This window comes from Tranquillimonas rosea, assembly GCF_900111315.1.
In the GTDB taxonomy this organism is placed as follows: domain Bacteria; phylum Pseudomonadota; class Alphaproteobacteria; order Rhodobacterales; family Rhodobacteraceae; genus Tranquillimonas; species Tranquillimonas rosea.
Window position 1 is genome coordinate 20,766 of the sequence record NZ_FOGU01000020.1, and the last position, 16,524, is coordinate 37,289.

Genomic DNA, 16,524 nt, shown 5'->3' on the forward strand with positions numbered 1-16,524 from the left:
CCGTCAGTAGGGCAGGCCGACGTAATTCTCGGCCAGATGCCGCTGGAGAGTCTCGGACTCCTCGAGAACCTCCAGCTCGGTCTCCTGGATGCGCTGGTCGAAGTTCGACTGGTCCGGGAAGCGGTGCATCGTGGTGGTGAACCACCACGAAAAGCGGATCGCCTTCCACACGCGGTGCAACGCGGTCTCCGAGTAGGTCGCGACGCCCTCGTCGTCTCCGTCATAGTGCCGCACCAGCGCATGGTAGAGATAGTGCACGTCCGAGACGGCAAGGTTCAATCCCTTCGCGCCGGTCGGCGGCACGATATGGGCCGCGTCGCCGACGAGGAACAGCCGCCCCCATTTCATCGGCTCGGCCACGAAGGACCGCAACGGCGCGAGCGATTTCTCGATCGAGGGGCCGGTCACCAGCCGGTCGGCGGCATCCTCGGGGATACGGCGCCTGAGCTCGTCCCAGAAGGCGTCGTCGCTCCAGTTGGCGGCATCGTCGTCCGCCGGCGCCTGGATGTAGTAGCGGCTGAGATTCTCGTTCCGCATCGAGCACAGGGCGAAGCCGCGGGAATGGTTGGCGTAGATCAGCTCGTGGCTGACCGGTGGCGTCTCGGACAGCACGCCGAGCCAGCCGAAGGGATAGACCCGCTCGAAGGTGCGCAGCGCGTGCCCTGGGATCGACCGGCGGCTGACCCCGTGCGAGCCGTCACATCCCGCGATCCAGTCGCAGTCGACGCGGTGCTCGGTCCCGTCCTTGACGTAGGTGACATAGGGGCGGTCGGTCTCGATGTCGTGCGGGGTCACGTCGGCGGCCTCGTCGACGATGTCGCCGCCCATCGCGTCCCGCGCGTCGTAGAGATCGTGGGTCACCTCGGTCTGGCCGTAGACCATTACCGAGCTGCCCACGAGCCGGTCGAAGTCGATGCGGAAGCCGCGGTTCTGCAACGACAGGTAGGTGCCGGTATGGACATAGCCCTCGCGGTGCATCCGCGCGCCGACGCCGGCCTCGTCCAGCATCCGCATCGTGCCGCGTTCAAGGACGCCGGCGCGGATGCGGCTCAGGACATGGTCGCGGGACCGGCGTTCCAGGATGACGCTGTCGATCCCGGCACGGTGCAACAACTGGCTCAGCAGCAGCCCGGCGGGGCCGCCACCGATGATGCAGACCTGCTTGCGCATGACATGGTCCTCCCGCAAATGAGCGTGCGGGAGATAGTTGGCCCTGTCAATTACCGCGTGCCGCCAACGGGATCGGGCGGTGGCAGCGTCTCGAGCGCACGGGCGAAGGTCGCCGGATCCACGTTGCCGCCCGAGACGACCGTGACGACCGTGTCGCCCTCCAGCGCATCGCCGTGGAACAGCGCCGCGGCGAGCGACACGGCGCCGCCCGGTTCGAGCACGATCTTGAGATGGGCAAAGGCCAGCGCCATCGCCCGAAGTGCCTCGTCCTCGGTCACCACCACGCCGGGACCGCAGAGCGCGTGCATGATCGGGAAGGTCAGCTCGCCCGGCTGCGGCGTGATGATCGCGTCGCACAGGCCGCCGCTGATCCGCTCGTTCGACCGGATCACCCCATCGGCCAGGGACCGCGTCACGTCGTCGAAGCCCTCCGGCTCCACCGGGCGCACGCGCAGCCCGTCGAGCCGCTCCAGCGCCAGCGCGATGCCCGAGGTCAGGCCGCCCCCGCCGCAGCAGACCAGCACGTCGGCCCTGTCGACCTCGAGCTGTTCCGCGAGGTCCAGCCCGACGGTGCCCTGTCCGGCGATGACCAGCGGGTCGTCGTAGGGCTTGACCAGAGTCAGTCCGCGTTCGGCAGCCAGTGCCGCGCCGATGTCTTCGCGGCTTTCGGTGGCGCGGTCGTAATGCACTACCTCGGCCCCCAGCGCGCGGGTGCCGGCGATCTTCGCCGCGGGCGCGTCGGCCGGCATGACGATCACCGCCGGGGCGCCCAGGTCGCGGGCCGCGCGGGCGACGCCCTGCGCATGGTTGCCCGAGCTGTAGGCGATCACGCCCTTCGCCCGCGCCTCGGGCGACAGCGACGAGATGGCCGACCACCCGCCCCGCGCCTTGAAGCTGCCGGTGATCTGCAGACACTCGGCCTTGACCAGCACCCGGCGCCCGGCAATGGCGTCGATCGCGTCGCTGCGCAGCACCGGTGTGCGGCGGACATGGCCGTTCAGGCGGACGGCGGCGGCGGCGATGTCGTCGGCGGTGACGGCAAGCGCGCTCACAGTCTGGCCACCCACGATCGCAGCGCGGCCAGCGCCTGCGGTTCGTCGAGAAAGGGCACGTGCCCCCGGTTGGGCACTTCGGCATAATCCATGTCGGGTCTCCTGTGTCTCATCTGCGCGGCCGTCTCCGGCGAAATGATGTTCGAGTTCTCGCCCCGGATCAGCGCGAGCGGCAGCCCGTCGAACGCGTCGAACAGCGGCCACATGTCGGCGGCGGGCTGCGCGCCCGCATCCAGGAACGCCTTCCGCAGCCCGGGATCGTAGTTGATGACCAGCCCCTCCGGCGTCTCGCGGAACTGCCGCTCGGCCGCGTCGCGCCACCTCTTCAGGGGCACGCCGTCAAAGCCCGGCAGCCGGTCGGCCATCGCCCGCGCCGCGCCGTCGAGGGTCGAGAAGGGCGGGTTGCGACCGATATAGGCCTCGATCGCCTGCAGTCCCTCTGGCGCGATCTCGGGGCCGACGTCGTTCAGCGCCACGCCCGTCAGCCGGTCCTTTGCCGTCGCGGCCAGCTGCATCGCCACGAGCCCCCCGCGCGAGGTGCCCAGGATCGCGGCGCGCGGCAGGCCCAGATGGTCCAGCAGCTCGACCACATCGCGGGCCTCGACCGGGATGGTATAGCTCTCGGACTCGGCCCAGTCGGACCGGCCACGCCCGCGATAGTCCAGCCGGATCAGCCGGCACTCTGCCAGGTGCGGCGCCACGTCGTCGAAGTCGCGGCCCGACCGCGTCAGGCCGGCGAGGCAGACGATCGGCGTGCCGTCGCCCTCGGAACTGTAGTGCAGCGACAGGTCGTCGGAGGTGGTGAAACGGGGCATCAGCGCAGGATCTCCGGCAGGCCCGACAGATCGGGCAGGATATGGTCGGGCGCCGCGTCCAGCCGGTCCAGCGGCGCGGCGGCGCGGTTCACCCAGGCCGTCGCGAAACCGTAGGCCGCGGCGGAACAGACGTCCCAGCCGTTCGAGGACACGAAGAGCACCTCGTCGCGGGCACAGCCGTAGCGATCCCCGACAAGGTCGTAGACGCGGGCGTCGGGTTTGAACACGCCCACCGCCTCGACCGACAGGACGTCGTCCAGCAGCCCGCCCAGGCCGGCGCTTTCGACGGCGCCCTTCAGCATCTCGGGCGACCCGTTCGACAGGATCGCGCAGCGCTTGCCCGCTTGCTGAAGCTCGGACAGGGATTCCGGAACCTCGGGAAACGCCTCGAGCTCCCAGTAGAGCGCGAGCAGGCGCTCGCGCAGCTCGGCGTCACCGTCCAGTCCCACGGACTCAAGCGCGTAATCCAGCCCGTCTTGGGTGAGCTGCCAGAAATCCTTGTGCCGCCCTGTGACGGCGCGCAGCCAGGTGTATTGCAGCTGCTTGTCCCGCCAGGTCCGCGCGACCTCCTGCCAGTGCGCCCCGAACGCCTCACGGCCGGTCTCGGACGCGGCGGCGCGGGCGGCGGCGCTGACGTCGAACAGCGTGCCATAGGCATCGAAGATGCAGGTGGTGACGGTCATCGCGATCCCTTCAGGCCGGTCCGGAACGGACCCTGCCACAGCCGCCCGCCGGGGGGAAGCACGCCCCCGGACGTATACATTTCGACAAAAAACCGCGACTCCGGGCGCGAACTCGCCAAAACCGGCCGGTTTTCCCCGATTCTGGCCCCCTGAATCACCTCCGTGCGGTTTACATTGCGGGGTGCCGCTGCCACGTTTGTTGCCGACCGTTGAGAACCCGCCGTGAGGGCGGCCTCAAAACCCATTCTTCCCGATCACGAGGAGATATCCGATGGCCGAGGTGAAATCTGGCGACACCGTTCGTCTGCACTATACCGGCACCCTTGCCGACGGCACGACCTTCGACAGCTCTGAGGGCCGCGACCCGCTGGAATTCCAGGTGGGCTCGGGCCAGATCATTCCGGGCCTCGACGACGCGCTGCCGGGCATGGCCGTGGGCGACACCAAGAAGGTGACCGTCAAGCCCGAAGACGCCTATGGCGAGCATGATCCGTCGCGCCAGCAGACCGTCGCGCGGGACCAGATCCCCGAAGACATCCCGACCGAACCGGGCACGCAGCTGCAGCTGCAGACGCCGGACGGGCAGGCGGTGCCGGTCGTCGTGGCCGAAGCCACCGACACCGAGATCACGCTCGACGCGAACCACCCGCTCGCGGGCAAGGAGCTGACCTTCGACGTCGAGCTCGTCGAGATCAAGTAAGACGCCGGGCCCGCGCCGCGGGCCTTCGCGCGACAGGGGCGTCCTTCGGGGCGCCCTTTTTCGTGGGCTACCCCTTTGGCTTGGCGCGCAGCGTCGGCTCGGCCCGCGTCGGGTCCTCGGGCCAGGGATGCTTGGGATAGAGCCCGCGCATGTCCTTGCGCACGTCGGCATAGGACGTGGCCCAGAACCCCGGCAGGTCCATCGTCGTCTGCACCGGGCGGTTCGACGGCGACAACAGCGTCACCCGCAGCGGCCGGCCCGCGACCACGGGATGCGCGGTCACGCCGAACATCTCCTGCAGGCGGACCGAGACCTCGGGGTCCGGCGCATCGTAGTCGATCGGAACCTGCCGCCCCAGAGGCGTCGTCAGCGACCCGGGAACATCCCGGTCGAGCTCCTGAATCCGGTTGTAATCCAGCATCGCCCGCAGCGGCGGCAACAGGTCGAACGCCTTCCACTCACTCTCGCTCCGCACGTCGCCGAGGAACGGCAAGAGCCAGTCCTCCAGCGTCTCCAGCAGCGTCTCGTCCGACATGTCCGGCAGGTCGGCACCTCCTTCGCGAGCCAGCGCGACGCGGGCGCGGAACCGGTCGGCCGCGGCCGAGGGTTTTAGCCCGACCTCGCGGATGCCCTCCAGCATGGTGGTCGCCACGCGATCCGGCGGCGCGTCGGGCCAGTGCCGGTCGTCCAGCACCACCGCGCCAAGCCGCTCCTGCTGCCGGGTGACTACGCGCCGCTCGCGCCGCGACCAGGCGCATGTCTCGTGCCAGGCGATGCGGTCGCTCAGCACCTCGCGCAGCGCGCTCTCGGCCAGCGGCGCGGCCTGCCGGATCTTCGCCTCACGCGGGTTGCCGTCGGTGCCGGTGACGACGATCAGGCGCTGGGTGCCCAGCGGCTCGTCGTCGGCCATGAAGGCGCCCTTGCCGCCCGACAGCACATAGCGCGGCGCGTCGCCGGGGCGGCGCAGCCCGATCCGGTCGGGATAGGCCAGCGCCGCCTGCTGCGCCGGGCTCAGGCCGGCGTCCGGCCCCGCGTCGCGCGCCAGCCGCTTCGCCTCCTGCCGGACCCGCGCGACGGTGGCCTCGTTGGCGCCGCCCTCCTTCGGCGCCCGCAGCGCCCGGATCCGCAGCGCGAGATCCGCCTTGGCGCCCCGCAGCGGGTCGCGCTCGGCCAACAGCGCGGCAAGCTCCGCCGCCCCGCGTCCGGCCCGCGCCAGCATGTGCCCCAGCCGCGGATGCAGCGGCAGCGCCGCCAGCCGGCGCCCGTGTTCGGTGATGACGCCGTCCTGCACCGCGCCCAGATCGGCCAGAAGCGCCTGCGCCTCGGCAAAGGCGCCGGGGGGCGGCGGCGTCAGGAACGGCAGATCGGACGGGTCCGGCACGCCCCAGAGCGCCAGCTCCAGCGCCAGTCCCGCAAGGTCCGCGGCCTCGATCCCGGCGGGCGGAAAGGCGGGCAGGGCGCCTTCCTCTCCCTTCGTCCAGAGGCGATAGCACACACCGGGCGCGACCCGTCCCGCGCGGCCGCGGCGCTGGTCGGCCTCGGCACGGCTGACGCGCTCTGTCACCAGCCGCGACATGCCGCTGCCCGGATCGAACCGGGCCCGCCGCGACCGGCCCGCATCCACCACGACGCGCACGTCCTCGATGGTCAGCGAGGTCTCGGCGATCGAGGTGGCGAGGACCAGCTTGCGCCCGCTGCGCGCCGGCGCCACGGCGGCGCGCTGGGTGGCGAAGGGCAGGGCGCCGAACAGCGGCTGGATCGTCACCTCCGCCGGCAGCCGGTCCTTCAGCGCCGACTCGACGCGCCGGATCTCGCCCTCGCCGGGCAGGAACACCAGCACGCCCCCTTCGGTCTCGGCCACCGCCCGCGCCACGAGGTCCGCCGTGGCGGGCTCGATGCGGGCGCGCTTCGACAGCGGCGCGTCGAGCCAGCGGGTCTCGACCGGATAGGCCCGGCCCTCGGACGTCACCAGCGGCGCGTCGTCCATCAGCGCGGCCACCGGCCCGGCATCCAGCGTGGCCGACATCACCACCACCTGCAGGTCGTCGCGCAGCGCGCCGCGCACCTCCCATGTCAGCGCCAGCCCGAGATCGGCGTCGAGCGAGCGCTCGTGGAACTCGTCGAAGATCACCGCGCCGACCCCCGTCAGTTCCGGGTCCGACTGGATCATCCGCGTCAGGATGCCCTCGGTGACGACCTCGATCCGTGTCGTCTTCGACACCTTCGACTCGCCCCGGATGCGGTAGCCCACGGTCTCGCCGGCGGTCTCGCCCAGGGTCTCGGCCATGCGTTCGGCGGCCGCCCGCGCGGCCAGGCGGCGCGGTTCCAGCATCACGATGCGCCCGGCGACGGCGCCGTCGTCCAGCATCGCCAGCGGCACGCGCGTCGTCTTGCCGGCGCCGGGGGGCGCCTGCAGCACGGCGCGGCCCGCGCGGCGCAGGGCGGCCAGAAGATCGGGCAGGGCGTCGTCGATCGGAAGGGGATGCGGCATCCCGCCTCTATCGCGCGGGTGGCGGGGCTGGACAAGCCCCGTCCGCCAAGGGCAAGAGCGGGCGGAACCACGACGACCGGAGGCGGGGCATGGACATCGACGCGCTGGCCGACCGTATCGCCCGCGGCGACCGCCGGGCGCTGGCCCGCGGCATCACGCTGGTCGAATCCGGCCGGGCCGACCACCGCACCGCCGCGGTCGCGCTGCTCGACCGTCTGGCCGGCCGGGGCGAGGCGATGCGGATCGGCCTGTCCGGCACCCCCGGCGTCGGCAAGTCCACCTTCATCGAAAGCTTCGGCACGCTCCTGACCGGGCAGGGCCACAGGGTCGCGGTGCTGGCCGTCGATCCCTCGTCGGCACGCTCGGGCGGATCGATCCTGGGCGACAAGACCCGGATGGAGCGCCTCTCGCGCGATCCCAACGCCTTCATCCGCCCCTCCCCCAGTCAGACCGAGCTGGGCGGCGTCGCCCGCCGCACGCGTGAGGCGGTGCGGCTGTGCGAGGTGGCGGGCTTCGATGTCGTCCTGATCGAGACGGTCGGCGTCGGGCAGTCCGAGACGCTGGTGTCGTGGATGACCGACCTCTTCGTGCTGCTGCTCGCGCCCGGCGGCGGCGACGAACTGCAAGGGGTCAAGCGCGGCATCATGGAGATGGCCGACCTGATCCTGGTGAACAAGGCCGACGGTGACCTGAAATCCGCCGCCACGCGCACGCGCGCGGATTATGCGGGGGCGCTGCAGCTGCTCCGCAAGCGGCCGCAGGATCCGCAGGGCTTTCCCAAGGCGCTGGCGGTCTCGGCGCAGGCCGACACCGGGCTGACCGAGGCCTGGACCGAGATGCAGTCGCTGCACGCCTGGCGGGTCGAGCACGGCCACTGGGAGACGACGCGCCGCGCCCAGAATGTCCACTGGTTCGAAGAGGACGTGCAGCAGGGCATCCTGGCCCGGCTCAGGACCGATCCGGCGATGGCCGCCGCCCTTGGCGACCTGCGCGAGGCGGTCGAGGCGGGCGAAAGGCCGCCCTCGGCCGCGGCCGCCGAGGTGCTGGACCGGCTGGCGCTGCCGGGGGCGGGCGGGGCCTGACGCGGCCCGCGCCGGCGGGATGAATCGCTTGACGATGGCGCGCAACACGCGTAGATCGCGCGGACGGAATTTCGGGGCACTGCCGTGGGCGGTGCCCGTTTGCATTGGCCCAGCTGCCAAAACTGACGAGGATACGCCCATGTCGCGCCGCTGCGAACTGACCGGTAAAGGCCCCATGACGGGCAACAACGTGAGCCACGCCAACAACAAGACCCGTCGCCGGTTCATCCCGAACCTGAACGACGTGTCGCTGATGTCCGAGGCGCTCGGCCGCACCTTCAAGATGCGGATCTGCTCGTCCGCCCTGCGTACGGTGGATCACCGTGGCGGGCTGGACAACTATCTCGCCGCCGAGAAGGACGACGCGCTGCCGCCGGAGGCGCTCAAGATCAAGCGTGAGATCGAAAAGGCGAAGGCCACCGCGGCCTGATCACCGCCCTTTCGAGGTTTCAGCGCCCCGTCGCCCGAAAGGGCCGGCGGGGCGTTCGCGTTCAGCGTCCCAGCAGATCGTCGACCCAGGCCGGGACGATTTCGCTCGCCGGACCATAGCGGCCTGCGTCGAAGGCGCCCGCGGTATCCGACGGCTCGAGGTTCAGCTCCAGCGTCTCGGCCCCCGCGGCGTCGGCCTCGGCGACGAATCCTGCCGCCGGATAGACGCTGCCCGAGGTGCCGATCGCCACGAACAGGCTGGCCCGGTCCAGCGCCTCGGCGATCCGGTCCAGGTGATGCGGCATCTCGCCGAACCAGACCACGTCGGGCCGCGTCGCCGGGGCGGCGCAGGCCGGGCAGGTGTCCGTGGGTGCCATGCGCTCTGGTGCGGGCCAGCGATGGCCGCAGGCGCCGCAGAGCGCGCGCATGATCTCGCCATGCATGTGCACGACGTCGCGCGCGCCGGCGCGCTCGTGCAGGTCGTCGATGTTCTGAGTCACCAGCAGCACGTCGTCGCGCGCCTGCGTCAGCCGCGCCAGCGCGTGATGCGCCGGGTTGGGCGCGGCCGCCCGCGCGCCGTCGCGACGGGCGTTGTAGAAGTCGAGGACGAGGCGCGGATCGCGGGCATGGCCCTGCGGCGTCGCCACGTCCTCGAGATCGTATTGCGACCACAGCCCGCCCACGTTGCGAAAAGTGCCCAGTCCGCTCTCGGCCGAAATTCCCGCGCCGGTGAGGACGACGATCACGGCGTCAGCTGCAATACCGCTCGGCGTTCGAGCCGAACTCGCGGTACTTGGTCCAGAAGCGCTCGTCGCTCTGCCGGTCGGATTGCCGGATCTCCTGCGCGCGATGCGGGTCGCGGAAGAACTTCGCCGCGAGGCGCTGGTCCCGCCCGTCCAGCGTCAGGTCGGCGACCTGCTGGATGCAGCCGCAAAGCTGCGTGTTGCCGCTGGCCCGATCGGATTTCTCGCAAGCCTTCTCGACCGGACCGGCACATGCAGCCGACCCCAACGTGGCGGCCAGTGCCGCCAGCAGCGCGAAGTGTTTCATTGATTTCCTGCCTCATAACTGTCCCGGCGCCCGTCTTGTCGCGGTGTCGCCGGCTGCCCGTGGCAGGAACTATGCCCGAAACGGCCCCACCCATCAATCGTAACGCACGGCAAAGTCGCGATGATTCGCGACCTCGGCCGGCTGGCGGTGCACGGCGGTCACGCGGGCGGCCCGAGGGCCTTCCCACAGGGCGTTCTCCATCGCCGCCACGTCGTCCGCGGCGCCCTCGATATGCGCCTCGACGCGGCCATCGACGAGATTGCGCACCCAGCCTGCGACGCCATGCCGCCGCGCGGCGTCCTCGGTCCAGGCGCGGTAGGACACGCCCTGGACCTGGCCCTCGATCGTGACGCTGATCGCGGTCCGTTCCATCCGAAACTCCCCTGGTTGATGCTGCGCGCCATCCTGAGGGGCGCGGGCCGGTGCGTCCAGAGGCGCGGTGCCGCGCGCTCAGGCCAAGGCGGGCGCGGGCAGGCCGGTGCGCATCGCCAGCGGCGCGGTGATCAGGGCCGTCATGTCGCGGCCCGGCGGATCGACCGCGACTGTCCAGCCGACAAGGCGCGAGAGGTGGTCGATCAGCTCGGCGGTGTCCGCGGTCGGGAGCACGGGCGCGGCGTCGCTGCGGCCCCTGGCCGACAGGCGCACAGTCACCGTCGCACCCGTCGCCTCGCCCGTGACCGCGATGGCGGCCGGGTCATGGGCGTCCTCGCCGGCCAGCAGCAGCAACAGCCGCGTGACCAGCCGCCCGGCCAGCAGGCGGTTGCCCGCCAGCACCGGCAGCCCGTCCACGGTGATGCGCGACAGGCGGCAGCGGTCCTGCGGCGAGCCGGCGGCGCGCGCCTGCGCGATCAGCGCCGACAGGCGGATACGCTCGGCCCGGTCCACCAGGAACCCGTCGAGGAGAAGCGCGCGCAGCGCCGCGATCTCGTCCTGTGCGGCCGTCAGGCGGCGGGTCGCTGTCGACAGGTCGGCGGTCAGGCCCAGCCCCTCTCGCCGGTCGACCGCGGCCAGCCGTTGCAGCAACGCGTCCAGATCGGTCAACGGCGCGGCGGCGACGCCGACAAGGTCGTCGGTGGCCAACCGCATCCGGTCGTTCGAGTTGCGCAACTGCTCGGCGCGGGCGGCTTCCAGCCGCAGCGCCCGCTGCGCCGCCTGCCGTTCCTGCGTCAGGGCGTGGAATCGGCTGGCCAGCGGGGGTGCGATCTCGAACGCCGCCCGATCCTCGGACAGGCGCCGCAAGCTGCCGCGATGCACCTCGCCGAATAAGCGCACCGTCGCCGGCAGCGGGCCGCGCTGTGCCAGCGCCGCGCCCAGGCTCAGACGCAGGCTCTCGGAGTCCCGCAGCGCCGGCAGCAGCGTCTCACCGAAGCGGCCGGGAAACAGCCGCTGCGCCCGCCGGTTCAGCCAGCCGTCGGTCAGGTCGAGATCCATGACCAGGATCGGGTTCGGCGCGTCGGCCAGGTGGTCGAGGTCATCAATCCGCATCGCGAGTCCCCGTCTGTGCGAAGTAATCCTTTTCTTCCGGGCCCGGCGCGGTCTCGGCCAGGGCGCTGTCCGGCCGGATGACGACGCGGCAGCAGGGATGGCCCGAGGCGATGGTCTGCTCCAGCCGCACCCGAGCAAAGCCCAGCTTGTCGGCCGCCACCCGCCCGAAGACGCCCGACGTCATCGCGCAGAGCGACGGTCGCCCCTTCACCCTGTCGCCGAAGGGGCAGCGCGTGTTGGTCAGGATGATCTCGCGTGGCTCGGCCCGCTCGACCCGGAAATCGCCGTCGATCCGCCGCTTCAGGGCGATCAGCGTGTCGGCCACCGCCTGCGGATCGGCGGGCAGGGCGTCGAGCCCGGCGCTGAAGTCGCGGCCCAACCGGTTCGCGACGAGGTCGATGAACCCTTCCGCGTCGTCGCGGCCGATCGCCGTCTCGAGGATGTCCGCCAGTGTCGTCAGCAGGTCGAGGGTAAAGGTTTCGCGGTCGGAGAAACTGCGAAAGTCGATATCGTCTGGCGCAAGCATGGGGCGGCGTCCTGTCTGGGTAGGTATCCGGTTGCCCCGATGCTGGCCCAACTTGTCTAACAGGACCTGAAGAATCCCGAGACTCTCGCGCCATCTCGCGCGATCGCCTGCCGCGCCCACTGGATTCTCGCGCATATTCGCGTATGTCGTGGGGATAACCCGACACGAGGCGCGCGTCCCCGTGCCACCAGGACACCTCCGAGGCCCATGACCGAGCTTGCCTATATCCGCAACTTCTCCATCGTCGCCCATATCGACCACGGAAAGTCGACGCTGGCCGACAGGCTGATCCAGCTGACCGGCACCGTGGCCGAGCGCGACATGAAGGACCAGCTGCTCGACGCGATGGATATCGAGCGCGAGCGCGGCATCACCATCAAGGCCAACACGGTCCGCATCGAATACCCCGCCAAGGACGGCAACACCTACGTCCTCAACCTCATCGACACGCCGGGTCACGTCGACTTCTCCTACGAGGTGTCGCGCTCGATGCAGGCGGTCGAGGGCTCGCTCCTCGTGGTGGACGCCACCCAGGGCGTCGAGGCGCAGACGCTGGCCAACGTCTATACCGCCATCGACGCCGACCATGAGATCGTCCCCGTGCTCAACAAGGTCGACCTGCCGGCGGCCGATTGCGCCCGCGTGCGCGAGCAGATCGAAGACGTGATCGGGATCGAGGCCGACAACGCGGTCGAGATCTCGGCCAAGACCGGAATCGGCATCCCCGACGTGCTCGAGGCCATCGTCCAGCGCCTGCCGCCCCCGCAGGAAGGCGACCGCAACGCCCCGCTCAAGGCGATGCTCGTCGACTCGAAGTATGACCCCTATCTCGGCGTCGTGGTCATCGTCCGCGTCATCGACGGCGTGCTGCGCAAGGGCCAGCGCATCCGCATGATGAAGTCGGGCGGCACCTACGACATCGACCGCGTCGGCATCTACCGCCCCGCGATGGAGAACGTCGACGAACTCGGGCCCGGCGAGATCGGCTATATCACCGCCCAGATCAAGCAGGTGCGCGACACCCGCGTCGGCGACACGATCACGACCGAGAAATCGCCCACGCCCAAGGCGCTGCCGGGCTTCAAGCCGTCCGTGCCCGTGGTGTTCTGCGGTCTCTTCCCTGTGGACACGAACGACTTCGAGGACATGCGCGACGCGATCGAAAAGCTCGCGCTGAACGACGCCTCCTTCACCTTCGAGATGGAGACGTCGGCCGCGCTCGGCTTCGGCTTCCGCTGCGGCTTCCTGGGCCTCTTGCACCTCGAGGTGATCCGCGACCGGCTCGAGCGGGAATACAACATCGAGCTGATCACCACCGCGCCATCGGTGGTGTTCAAGGTCCATACCCGCGACGGCGCGGTGATGGATCTCCACAATCCCGCCGACATGCCGGATCCCGGCCTGGTCGAGAGGGTCGAGGAACCGCGGATCAAGGCGACGATCCTGGTCCCCGACGAATATCTGGGCGACGTTCTCAAGCTCTGCCAGGAGCGGCGCGGCATCCAGGAGGACCTCACCTATGCCGGCAGCCGTGCGATGGTGGTCTACGACTTGCCGCTGGCCGAGGTCGTGTTCGACTTCTACGACCGGCTGAAATCGGTGACCAAGGGCTATGCCAGCTTCGACTACTACATCCTCGGCTACCGCGAGGATAACCTCGTGCGGATGTCGATCCTCGTGAATGACGAGCCGGTTGACGCTCTGGCGATGATGGTGCACCGCGACCGGGCCGAGATGCGGGGCCGCGCCATGTGCGAAAAGCTCAAGGAGCTGATCCCCCGCCACATGTTCAAGATCCCGATCCAGGCAGCCATCGGCGGCCGCGTCATCGCGCGCGAGACGCTGTCGGCCATGCGCAAGGACGTGACCGCGAAATGCTACGGCGGCGACGCGACGCGAAAGCGCAAGCTTCTGGAAAAGCAGAAGGCCGGCAAGAAGAAGATGCGGCAGTTCGGCAAGGTCGAGATCCCGCAGGAAGCCTTCATCAACGCCCTCAAGATGGACAGCTGAGGGGCAGGGGCGGCCACGCCCCGGCCTTGGCTTTGTCTTACGGAATCGCCCACCGTTCCGGCCGGGTGGCCCGTCTGCGTCCGCCCTGCCGGAACGGCGAAAGTGATGGCGCCACGCGTGGCCAAGGCGCACCCCATCACTCGCACCCGGATGGCGGCCGGCTTTGGGTTGCGCTCTTCGTCACCTCCGGCGTGCGCGGCTGGATCGTCCGGTCAAGATCAGGGCCGGTGGCATCGCAGACCGGCTGGACGAGGGCCTCGACCGGCGACCGGGGACCGAGGCGGCGATGCGCGACGTGTATGCCGTTCCGTGCACACCCGGTGCACGGATGGTGCACGCCCTGTGTACCCCTCGAAAACGAAAAAACGGGCCCCGAAGGACCCGTCACTCATCACGCGAGAGGTGCAGATCAGTACTGCACTTCGTTGCTTTCTTCCTGGATCAGCTCGCCGGTGTTTTCCACCGTCTGACCGGCGCCTTCGACCGTCTCGCATGCGGCAAGGCCCAGCAGCCCGACGATCATCAGAAACCGTGTGGTCATGTCACTCTCCCTTCATTTGACGGCGCTCCAACTCGCGACGTCGGGACAGAGTTCCTGAAGTTTTTCAATAGCGTGCGGGCGGATCGCTGGCGGGAAATGTCTCGTCCATCTCCTCGTCGACGCGGTCCCAGCGGCCCGGCGCGTCGCGCATCTGGCCCGGTCCCGCGTCGCGAACCTGGGCGATTTCCTTCGGCGGGCCGGCATTGTCGGGCCGCGCCAGCGCGGGCCTCGGGTGCGGCCGGTTGAAGTGGCGCCACAAGGCGTATCCGGCCGCTCCGATCATCAGAACACGGATCATCGCGTAGCTCCTTCGCTCGGGGACTTTCCCCCTGTTATATCAAATCGTTGATCGCCGTCGCGGTTCCCCGGATCAGTAGCCGCGCTGAACCTCGCGGCTCTCCTGGCTCAGCGTGCGGCCGGCATTCTCCAGGTCGCGTCCGGCCCCTTCCATCGTCTCGCACGCGGTCAGTGCGAGCAGTCCCACAAGCACCGTCAGGCGGGTCAGAGTGGTCATCGTGATCTCCGTTCTGTCACTCCTGTCGAGGCAACGACGCCCCGCTCAAAGCGTTCCCCGCCGCAGCGGAGAACCGCCATTCACAACGCCCGGCTCCGCGTCAGCGCAAGGTACACGACCACCGCCGTAACTGCGTAGACCGCGTTCACCGCCAGCGCCAAACCCCACGGCGCCGCCACCCCGAACACCGTCTTGGCCAGGATCGACGGGATCACCGCGAGCGCCACCACGGCCACCGCATGCGCGGCAATTCCGTGCATCCGCGCATAGATCACCGGCAACATCAGCGCCACCAGGATGGCCACCGCGTTTCGTCCGAAGGACAGGATCAACCCCCAGAGCGGGGCCCCCACGAGCCCGGCGACGACCAGCGAATTCGCGATCGTCCCCGCGATTCCCGCCAGGATGACGGCCATCAGCGTGCGCCGCGTGAACATGAAGGTCTCCTCACCCTTTCGCCTGTCAACTCGGGGCGACGTGCTGCGGTTTCCCAGCGTCAGGCCCACTTGTCAAAATGACGCAGCACGCCATCTGATAGAAGACTCTTCCAGAGGACAAACCCGAGTGACCCCAGCCCCGACCCCTCTGCGTGAGGGCGCAGCCGCGCACGACAACCACGCCCGCATGCTGGCGAGGCTCGGCCTGCGGCTGCTGCCGAAAGCCACCGAAAGCGAACGCGCCGACCACGCCGCCGCGGCCGACGGCTGTGCGCTGTGCGACCGCCGGCATCCCTGCGCGGTCTGGCTGGATCTGGGTGGGGGAAACCGCGCGCCGTCGTTCTGTCCGATCCGGGGAACGCTGGCGCGGCTGTCGGCCTGACCTCGGCTCAGGCGTCGAGAAAGGCGCGTAGGCTCGCCTCGAAGTCCCGCGGTTTCTCGGCATGCAGCCAGTGCCCGGCGCCGGGAAGCTTGGCGAACCGGGCGCGCGGAAAGAAGGCGCGGATGCGGTCGCGGTACTCTCGCAGGACGTAGTCGCTCTCGCCGCCCGACAGGAATAGGGCGGGGCCGTCGAAACTGCCATCCAACTCGTCCGGCCATCCGGTGATCGTGTCCATCTCGCGGCCGAGCACGTCGAGATTGAACTTCCACGCCTTGCCCGAGACGTCCAGCCCCTGCAGCAGGAACGCCCGCACGCCGCGGTCGTCGACATGCTCGGCCAGCTGCGTGTCCGCATCCGACCGGCGCGAGACCTGCGACAGGTCGAGTTTCTGCATCGCCTCGACCAGATGCATCTGCGTATGGGTGTAGGCGACCGGCGCGATGTCGGCGACGACCAGCCGGCGCACCTTGTCCGGATGGCGCAGGGCAAGCGCCATCGCAGCCTTGCCGCCCATCGAATGTCCCACCACGTCGGCGCGCGTGTCGATCTCCGCGGCGAGATCGTCGGACAGGTCGTAATAGGAATGGGAGTCGCTCCACGGGCTGTCGCCGTGGTTGCGCATGTCGACCGACACGACCGGCCCGCGATCCGAGAGCCGCTTGGCGATCACGTTCCAGTTCCGGGCCGAGCCGAACAGCCCATGCGCAACGAGAAGCGGCGGCGCATCACCCGCGCCGCCGTAATCGATCGTGTTCAGGGTCAGTGCGCTCACAGGTTCTGGTAGATCGGGAACTTTGCGCAGAGGGCTTCGACCTCGGCGCGGACCTCGGCCTCGACTGTGGCGTTGGCGTCTTCGCCATTGGCGGCGAGGCCGTCGGTGACGCGGACGATCCAGTCGGCGATCTGGCGGAACTCGGGGTCGCCGAAGCCGCGGGTGGTGCCGGCGGGCGAGCCCAGGCGGATGCCGGAGGTCACGGTGGGCTTCTCGTCGTCGAACGGGATGCCGTTCTTGTTGCAGGTGATATGCGCGCGTCCCAGCGCCGCCTCGGTGGCGTTGCCCTTGACCCCCTTGGGCCGCAGGTCGACCAGCAGGACGTGGCTGTCGGTGCCGCCGGTGACGATGTCGAGCCCGCCGGCGATCAGCCCCTCGGCCAACG

At 69.8% G+C, this 16,524-nt stretch carries 20 protein-coding genes and 1 pseudogene; 5 read left to right on the plus strand and 16 right to left on the minus strand.

Going from position 1 to position 16,524, the window contains the following annotated elements; genetic code table 11:
- Positions 1–3 precede the first annotated feature (3 nt).
- Genes pobA through BMZ25_RS19820 form a run of 4 tightly spaced genes read right to left on the minus strand, consistent with a single transcriptional unit; the run spans position 4 to position 3,720 of the window.
- Positions 4–1,170 (minus strand): 4-hydroxybenzoate 3-monooxygenase, encoded by a 1,167-nt coding sequence (gene pobA / locus BMZ25_RS19805; protein WP_092696377.1) that lies wholly within the window; start codon positions 1,168–1,170, stop codon positions 4–6.
- Positions 1,171–1,220: 50 nt separating this feature from the next.
- Positions 1,221–2,222 (minus strand): threonine ammonia-lyase, encoded by a 1,002-nt coding sequence (locus BMZ25_RS19810; RefSeq protein ID WP_092696378.1) that lies wholly within the window; start codon positions 2,220–2,222, stop codon positions 1,221–1,223.
- Positions 2,219–3,037 (minus strand): alpha/beta fold hydrolase, encoded by an 819-nt coding sequence (locus BMZ25_RS19815; RefSeq protein WP_092696379.1) that lies wholly within the window; start codon positions 3,035–3,037, stop codon positions 2,219–2,221. Before BMZ25_RS19815 ends, BMZ25_RS19810 begins: the two co-directional genes overlap by 4 nt.
- The gene (locus BMZ25_RS19820) at positions 3,037–3,720 is read right to left on the minus strand and encodes a haloacid dehalogenase type II (RefSeq protein ID WP_092696380.1); all 684 of its coding nucleotides are present in this window, start codon (positions 3,718–3,720) and stop codon (positions 3,037–3,039) included. Before BMZ25_RS19820 ends, BMZ25_RS19815 begins: the two co-directional genes overlap by 1 nt.
- A 271-nt stretch (positions 3,721–3,991) precedes the next feature.
- On the opposite strand from BMZ25_RS19820, the gene BMZ25_RS19825 reads away from it, so the two are divergent.
- Positions 3,992–4,420 (plus strand): FKBP-type peptidyl-prolyl cis-trans isomerase, encoded by a 429-nt coding sequence (locus BMZ25_RS19825; protein ID WP_092696381.1) that lies wholly within the window; start codon positions 3,992–3,994, stop codon positions 4,418–4,420.
- Between the two features lie 67 nt (positions 4,421–4,487).
- Here the strand turns inward: BMZ25_RS19825 and hrpB are convergent, their stop codons facing one another.
- Complete coding sequence (gene hrpB, locus BMZ25_RS19830) at positions 4,488–6,911, minus strand: ATP-dependent helicase HrpB (RefSeq protein WP_092696382.1); 2,424 nt, start codon at positions 6,909–6,911, stop codon at positions 4,488–4,490.
- An 89-nt stretch (positions 6,912–7,000) separates the two neighbouring features.
- On the opposite strand from hrpB, the gene meaB reads away from it, so the two are divergent.
- Positions 7,001–7,993 (plus strand): methylmalonyl Co-A mutase-associated GTPase MeaB, encoded by a 993-nt coding sequence (gene meaB, locus BMZ25_RS19835; protein ID WP_092696383.1) that lies wholly within the window; start codon positions 7,001–7,003, stop codon positions 7,991–7,993.
- 139 nt (positions 7,994–8,132) lie between these two features.
- Positions 8,133–8,423 (plus strand): 50S ribosomal protein L28, encoded by a 291-nt coding sequence (gene rpmB, locus BMZ25_RS19840; protein WP_092696384.1) that lies wholly within the window; start codon positions 8,133–8,135, stop codon positions 8,421–8,423.
- 61 nt (positions 8,424–8,484) lie between these two features.
- On the opposite strand, the gene BMZ25_RS19845 is transcribed toward rpmB, so the two are convergent.
- From BMZ25_RS19845 to BMZ25_RS19865, 5 genes are all read right to left on the minus strand, one after another.
- A complete protein-coding gene (locus tag BMZ25_RS19845) occupies positions 8,485–9,168 on the minus strand; it encodes an NAD-dependent deacylase (RefSeq protein WP_235859951.1) in 684 nt (227 codons plus the stop codon).
- Positions 9,169–9,172: 4 nt separating this feature from the next.
- On the minus strand, positions 9,173–9,472 hold the full coding sequence (locus tag BMZ25_RS19850; RefSeq protein WP_092696386.1) for a hypothetical protein: 300 nt from the start codon (positions 9,470–9,472) through the stop codon (positions 9,173–9,175).
- A 93-nt stretch (positions 9,473–9,565) separates the two neighbouring features.
- Complete coding sequence (locus tag BMZ25_RS19855) at positions 9,566–9,844, minus strand: acylphosphatase (RefSeq protein WP_092696387.1); 279 nt, start codon at positions 9,842–9,844, stop codon at positions 9,566–9,568.
- 78 nt (positions 9,845–9,922) lie between these two features.
- Positions 9,923–10,957 carry a hypothetical protein gene (locus BMZ25_RS19860; protein WP_092696388.1) on the minus strand — a complete coding sequence of 345 codons (1,035 nt, stop codon included), beginning with the start codon at positions 10,955–10,957 and terminating at the stop codon, positions 9,923–9,925.
- A complete protein-coding gene (locus BMZ25_RS19865) occupies positions 10,947–11,483 on the minus strand; it encodes a methanogen output domain 1-containing protein (RefSeq protein WP_177190548.1) in 537 nt (178 codons plus the stop codon). The genes BMZ25_RS19860 and BMZ25_RS19865 overlap by 11 nt, the downstream gene beginning before the upstream one ends.
- 207 nt (positions 11,484–11,690) lie before the next feature.
- Between BMZ25_RS19865 and lepA the strand changes: the two genes are divergently transcribed.
- Positions 11,691–13,493, plus strand: a complete 1,803-nt coding sequence (gene lepA / locus BMZ25_RS19870; protein ID WP_092696389.1) for a translation elongation factor 4 — start codon at positions 11,691–11,693, stop codon at positions 13,491–13,493.
- Positions 13,494–13,902: 409 nt separating this feature from the next.
- Here the strand turns inward: lepA and BMZ25_RS21085 are convergent, their stop codons facing one another.
- The 4 genes from BMZ25_RS21085 to BMZ25_RS19885 form a co-directional block, all read right to left on the minus strand.
- Positions 13,903–14,034, minus strand: coding sequence for an entericidin, EcnA/B family (locus BMZ25_RS21085; protein ID WP_218142578.1), 132 nt, complete (start codon positions 14,032–14,034; stop codon positions 13,903–13,905).
- A gap of 64 nt (positions 14,035–14,098) precedes the next feature.
- Entirely contained in the window at positions 14,099–14,332 is a 234-nt protein-coding gene (locus BMZ25_RS19875; protein ID WP_092696390.1) for a hypothetical protein, read from the minus strand.
- Positions 14,333–14,404: 72 nt separating this feature from the next.
- Positions 14,405–14,548 (minus strand): entericidin A/B family lipoprotein, encoded by a 144-nt coding sequence (locus tag BMZ25_RS19880; RefSeq protein WP_143071583.1) that lies wholly within the window; start codon positions 14,546–14,548, stop codon positions 14,405–14,407.
- Positions 14,549–14,628: 80 nt separating this feature from the next.
- Entirely contained in the window at positions 14,629–14,985 is a 357-nt protein-coding gene (locus tag BMZ25_RS19885) for a hypothetical protein (protein ID WP_092696391.1), read from the minus strand.
- Between the two features lie 127 nt (positions 14,986–15,112).
- Here BMZ25_RS19885 and BMZ25_RS19890 point away from each other — a divergent pair, with 127 nt between their 5' ends.
- Positions 15,113–15,367, plus strand: a complete 255-nt coding sequence (locus BMZ25_RS19890; RefSeq protein ID WP_143071584.1) for a DUF6455 family protein — start codon at positions 15,113–15,115, stop codon at positions 15,365–15,367.
- Between the two features lie 7 nt (positions 15,368–15,374).
- Here the strand turns inward: BMZ25_RS19890 and BMZ25_RS19895 are convergent, their stop codons facing one another.
- Both BMZ25_RS19895 and glyA read right to left on the minus strand, forming a co-directional pair.
- The gene (locus BMZ25_RS19895; protein ID WP_235859952.1) at positions 15,375–16,139 is read right to left on the minus strand and encodes an alpha/beta fold hydrolase; all 765 of its coding nucleotides are present in this window, start codon (positions 16,137–16,139) and stop codon (positions 15,375–15,377) included.
- A pseudogene (glyA, locus tag BMZ25_RS19900) lies at positions 16,136–16,524 on the minus strand (serine hydroxymethyltransferase); the annotation flags it as partial. The pseudogene glyA and the gene BMZ25_RS19895, both read right to left, overlap by 4 nt.